Source organism: Hoeflea sp. (assembly GCF_039975035.1).
Taxonomy (GTDB): domain Bacteria; phylum Pseudomonadota; class Alphaproteobacteria; order Rhizobiales; family Rhizobiaceae; genus Hoeflea.
The window spans coordinates 1-5,128 of the sequence record NZ_JBDWHW010000231.1 but is presented as its reverse complement, the minus strand read 5'-3'; the positions used below and the strand labels follow the sequence as shown (position 1 = coordinate 5,128).

Below are 5,128 nucleotides of genomic sequence, written 5' to 3'. Positions count from 1 at the left end.
AATGATGCTGGAATGGACAATGTTGTAAAAACGATAAAGACGATGGGTATTGGCGATTACAAACCGTATCTAGCATTTGCTCTAGGCGCTGGCGACACCACTGTTGAGAAATTGACAACTGAAGTCGGTCATGGTCATGATCTTCGGCACATAGGAGCCGGGATCGATGTCGAAGGCGTTGAGCATGATGAGGAAGTCGCGATCGACCGGCATGAAGGCCGGGTCTTTCGGGTGGACGATGAAGAAGCCCATCATCCCCATCGCCATTTGCACCATTTCGTCGCCGTGCGGGTGGTACATGAAGGTCCCCGATTTCACCAGATCGAACTCGTAGATATAGGTTTTCCCGGAGGGAATCGCCGGATGCGACAGCCCAGCGACGCCATCCATGCCCGACGGCAAAATCAGACCGTGCCAGTGAACCGTTGTGTGCTCCGGCAGCTTATTGGTGACATAGATCCGGACCCTGTCGCCTTCCACGGCTTCGATGGTCGGGCCTATGGACTGGCCGTTGTAACCCCACAGATAGGCGGTCATGCCGTCTGCGAGTTCACGCTCCACCGGCTCGGCCACGAGGTGGAACTCCTTGACCCCGTTGTTCATTCGGAATGGCAAGGTCCAGCCGTTGAGCGTTACAACCGGATTGTAGTCCGGGCCTGTCGAAGGCATGACCGGTGACTGAGTCAGCGGACTATCCATAAGCGCCGCATCAGGCAAGCCCATATTGGTGGTCTTCGACCAGGCGGCCGTGGAGACTAGGGTGGCGCCTGCAGCACCCGCACCGAGCAATTGACGTCTGTTCATCATGGTCTTTTCCTTTCCGGAAAGTTAGTGGCCGCCGCCGCCGGCATCGCCAACTGATGGTGCTGCAGCTGAGCTGCCTGCTCCGGCTCCGCCGCCATAGATCGCCGCCGAAAGATTGACATCGGCCAGCCAGAACTCGCGTTTGGCGTTGATCGCCAGCATCAGGGTTCCGATCTTGGCGCGGGTGTCGGCGAGAAGTTCGAAGGTGTTGGAAATCATGCCGTTGTAGGTCAGTAGGCCTTCCGACTCGATCGTCGTGCGCAACGGCACCACGGCATTGAGGTAGTGCCGGGCGATCTCGTGGGTTGAGCTGTAGGCAGTGTACGCCGAACGGGCTTCGGAGCGGATGTTGACCGCCTTTTCTGCAAGTTGATTGGCTGCCTGCATGTAGGCGAGTTCGGCCTTGCGGAGGCGGGCCTTGCCACTGTCGAAGATCGGGATAACGAACTCCAGCTCAAGTTGCGGCGTGACAACCGTTTTTCGAGTTTTGGTCTCTTCCAGATTGCCACCGACAATCTCATACTCGGTCTCGATTTCCCGCTCGGCTTCAACACCTGAAATGATCTCCAGATCGGTGACAAAGCGTGTGGCTTCAGTCAGGCCATAACTTTTGGCAACAGCCTCCAGCTCGATTTTTGCGACGCGAAGATCGACTCGGTTCTCAAGCGCCTCCCGCTCAATCTCGTTTTTCTTTATGACTCCACGCGGTAGCCGCGGCAATTTGTCGGGAACATAGTAATCAACCTCGCTACCCCACAGTCCCATAATCCGTGTGAGCTCCTCCTTGGCCAGCCGTGACGCCAACCGGGCTTCGGCCATTTGCCCGGTAAGTTCAGCGTAAAACGCGTGTTCTCGCGCCTGACCGCCCTTTGCAAGCGCTCCGCTTTCACCGAGTTTCTGAGCAAGTTCAGAAGCCGCGTCGGCTGCGACCTTGGCTTGATTGAGATAGGCAACTGTTTCAAATGCTGAAACTGCATTGACCCAGGCCCGGCGCGTGTCATTGGCAACCTTCAAGGTTGCGTCGACCGCCCGCATCTGGGATTGCCTGAACCGCGTGTCGGCAATATCAACGCGAGCCTTCCGGGTTGCAAGCGACAGAATGTTGGCCGCGATCATTCCTTCGATGGCGCGATAGGCCCCAAGCTCTGGCGCCCCTATTCCTAAGAGGCCGATCGAAACCCTTGGGTTTTCAGGTAAGCTTTGCTGCCAGGCTTCTGCAGCGTTCATGCCGATATCGGCATAGGCTGCCTGCAGGCCCTTGTTGTTCAGAAGTGCTACCTGAACAGCGGTGTCGGCATTGATGGATTTCTTGTGCACCAGGCCGTGTACGCGTTCGGAAACCGCTTTTGCCTGATCCTTGTTTTGAAGCCAAACCGCCTCTTTGCCTCTGGTGCCGATGGAAACGGATGCTGCGACGACGCCAAAACCGGCCTCTTTCGCCGAGTATCCGGCGAGCTCCTGGTCGCTAACACAACCAGCTAGAAACAACCCTGCGGATGACACGACAATGAAGGATATTGTAGTGCGGGAGATGCTCATGAGCCTACCCCCGCGCCAGGGGCCTGGCTGTCGTTTTGTTGACGCCAAGGCTTCGGTTCCACGGGAATTCGATGGGTGTAACCGTCCAGAACCGTGTGATGATGGATATTACGAATACCTGCACTGGTATCTGCGGGCGAACTCACCGACATGACGTCGGCGGGGCCACTCGCCGACGCACAGCCAGCAAGAGTTAGCGGCATGGCAGCCGCCAAGAGAAAACGAAACATGATTGTCCTACTGCGATAAGAAGTGGATTTGACCGATGATACTCGGCCCCGACGCCACAAAAGGGCTCAGATCACACTTCAGGCTCGCGGCGGCCGTTCGGGCAAAGCCATCACCACGACCACAAATTCAGGAGTCAACCCAATCTCGAAACCCTCGGGAATGAATCGATCCACCGCCACCGCGTCGAAATGACAGAGGGCAACGAAACAGCTTGCAGGACAGCAGCGGTCGATGACAGTGCCTTGAGCCGTGGGGATCGATTGTTGCGCGAATTCCGCTGATTTTTCCCGGGATTGGTGATGGGTAGCCGCTGGTTGGTCACCAGACAGATGGCCCATCATCGCATGATGTCCACTGCCGCTGGCTGCCTGAGCCTCAGCCATAGCGGACGCATGCAGAGACCCCGGGACAATGGATGTAAAAACAAACATCAGGACCAGAAGCATGCGCACGACACGGCACCTATGGAGATTCGGTATCTTCATCAAAAGGAGGTTTGCCACAACGTTGAGGCCAAAACAATAACAAAATCATTCACAAAGGCTTGATTCAGATAATGGTAGCCCCCTCTAACGAGAAACCGACGATAGGCCCGTGCAATGAATTATTGCGCTGATCTTTATTCAGTATGTGTCGGGCCTAGCCCACACATCTGTGGGGCTAGAAAAGATCTGTATTACAGCTCTACCCATCCCCTCGGATCCACAATTGGCACCATAGACTTTGAATTTGGGTCCCGACTCTGAAGCCAAGAACATTTCACTGGCTCAGTTCTTTAAAAATCACCGCGTGGATTTCGCCAAACAGCATCTGTAAAATTTGGAAATTACCCTACGATTCGCTACCCATGTTCCGTTGTGCTAATATTGTCTTTTCGTGTAATCCACGGGAGGTTGCAATGCGTACAGTTGTTTTTCCAGCAATCGTGTTTTCTTATCTCGCGCTCCCTGCCAATGCGACCGAGCATCAAATATTCCATACTGCGCATATTGATGGGCACAGAACGATCAGTCTGAATCTTCTAAGCAATGATGTTGCCCGAGATCGAGATTTCGATAGTGATGTAGTGATTACCATATTGGAGAAAAACGCTAACGGGAAAATTTTGTATATCGACTGGTCAAGACATCTTGCAAGCATAAGGTGCGGTGCGCCTGCAATCGTTAAAGTTGGAGAAACCAACTACAATATCGATTACAGAGATTCTGCAGGGGTCGACTGGAAGCGCGATCTTTGGGCGGTCGTTTGCAAGACACCTATGTCATGAAATATTCAAAATTGCTTAAGCCTGCAATTTTGTGAACCCAATTTTTGTGATGCCTGGCCGGTGAACCTGTTCTTTTCGAGCGATTTCACTGAAATCAAGCCGATGCAACAGTCCGTAATCCCTGCTTGGGTTGATCGTTGAACCCGCGTAAAACAAGGGCGCTTACTATGTGCGCTCCTGAGGGGAGGCAATCATGGCCGCAAAATGTTACAGTACACGGGGCGAGATCGCGCGAGTTCCATGATTGCCCGTCGATTTGGTGATGGAACCGGTGACCGTATGATTGATGCCGCCCTGTGGTGCCGCGAAGCTCGGTGAACCGTCATTTCCGGCGCTAATGTAGCTGACCAAGTGATTGCTGATACCAACGACGTAATTTCCGGAGGTATGGATGGCTGGAGCCTGATAGGCATCAAGCGCAGATGACTGGGCAAATGCGCCGGTGGTGGCTGCGAGTGTCAGGCCGCGGGCGATGATGATCTTGTTCATGGTCCTTCCCTTTGTGTGTCAGATTCAAATGTTGGTCTTCGATATGGTGTCAGGGATCGGATCATGCCGGCGGGAGGTTGCCGGCCTGATCCTGTCGTGCTGGGCCTTAGTAGCTGAGATTGCGCTCGCGGTTTTGCGTATCCATTGCTGACTGCGAGCCGTCGCCGATCGACGCGGTTGCCGCATAGTCGATGCCGGCATTTGCGGCCCGATCCTGATTTTCACCAGCGGAGTGGTAGGCAGCGCCATAGCTGGAACCAGGAAGGCTGTCGTATTTGAATTCGGGCTGGGCGAACGCACCCGTGGCTACAGCAAGTTGAGCTACTCCCCATCCCTTGGACAGTATCTGGGTTGAATTAAGCTACTTTTTGGACCTGCTGATCGGGTTGGGTTTCCTCTTTTCTCAGCCAATAGACCACGGCAGGTGGCCTGCCGCCAAGGGCCGAGTGTGGGCGCTTGTTGTTGTAGAAGGTCATCCAGTTCCGAATGCCAGCCTTTGCCTCCGTACCAGTCTCCCATGCGTGCAGGTAGACGCATTCGTATTTCAGCGTCCGCCAGAGCCGCTCGATCATTGCCCGGCAGTCGTTCGCCTGCGAACGATGAGAGGGGAAGATGTTGTCGAGGAACCGGCCCTTTCCATCCATTGAGATGCGGACACCGGATCGGCGGAGGCGGTCTGTCCAGACAAAAGACGTGAACTGACTGCCCTGATCCGTATTCATGATCTCGGGCGAGCCGAACTTGTGGATAGCTTCGTTCAGCGCTTCAACGCAGAAGTCTGCCTCTAGCGTGTTCGAG

Annotated in this window: 5 protein-coding genes and 1 pseudogene; 1 reads left to right on the top strand and 5 read right to left on the bottom strand. The window is 54.7% G+C overall.

The genetic code is table 11. The features are described 5' to 3' along the window. Nucleotides 1–117: 117 nt before the first annotated feature. The 3 genes and pseudogenes from ABJN75_RS20440 to ABJN75_RS20430 form a co-directional block, all read right to left on the bottom strand. Nucleotides 118–807: pseudogene (locus tag ABJN75_RS20440) on the bottom strand (multicopper oxidase domain-containing protein); the annotation flags it as partial. A gap of 21 nt (nucleotides 808–828) precedes the next feature. Beyond that, on the bottom strand, nucleotides 829–2,343 hold the full coding sequence (locus ABJN75_RS20435) for a TolC family protein (RefSeq protein ID WP_348441448.1): 1,515 nt from the start codon (nucleotides 2,341–2,343) through the stop codon (nucleotides 829–831). Between the two features lie 308 nt (nucleotides 2,344–2,651). Beyond that, on the bottom strand, nucleotides 2,652–3,026 hold the full coding sequence (locus tag ABJN75_RS20430; protein WP_348441447.1) for a hypothetical protein: 375 nt from the start codon (nucleotides 3,024–3,026) through the stop codon (nucleotides 2,652–2,654). 446 nt (nucleotides 3,027–3,472) lie between these two features. Here ABJN75_RS20430 and ABJN75_RS20425 point away from each other — a divergent pair, with 446 nt between their 5' ends. Then, a complete protein-coding gene (locus ABJN75_RS20425) occupies nucleotides 3,473–3,841 on the top strand; it encodes a hypothetical protein (protein ID WP_348441446.1) in 369 nt (122 codons plus the stop codon). Between the two features lie 207 nt (nucleotides 3,842–4,048). Here the strand turns inward: ABJN75_RS20425 and ABJN75_RS20420 are convergent, their stop codons facing one another. Both ABJN75_RS20420 and ABJN75_RS20415 read right to left on the bottom strand, forming a co-directional pair. Then, nucleotides 4,049–4,330, bottom strand: coding sequence for a hypothetical protein (locus ABJN75_RS20420; RefSeq protein WP_348441445.1), 282 nt, complete (start codon nucleotides 4,328–4,330; stop codon nucleotides 4,049–4,051). Between the two features lie 356 nt (nucleotides 4,331–4,686). Further along, nucleotides 4,687–5,128, bottom strand: a 442-nt coding sequence (locus ABJN75_RS20415; protein WP_348441444.1) for an integrase core domain-containing protein, incomplete at its 5' end; no start/stop codon positions are given.

What these genes read in the sequence shown, in the direction of transcription:
- ABJN75_RS20435 (WP_348441448.1), bottom strand. Translation starts at nt 2,343, where the DNA reads ATGAGCATCTCCCGCACTACAATATCCTTCATTGTCGTGTCATCCGCA.
- ABJN75_RS20425 (WP_348441446.1), top strand. Translation starts at nt 3,473, where the DNA reads ATGCGTACAGTTGTTTTTCCAGCAATCGTGTTTTCTTATCTCGCGCTC.
- ABJN75_RS20420 (WP_348441445.1), bottom strand. Translation starts at nt 4,330, where the DNA reads ATGAACAAGATCATCATCGCCCGCGGCCTGACACTCGCAGCCACCACC.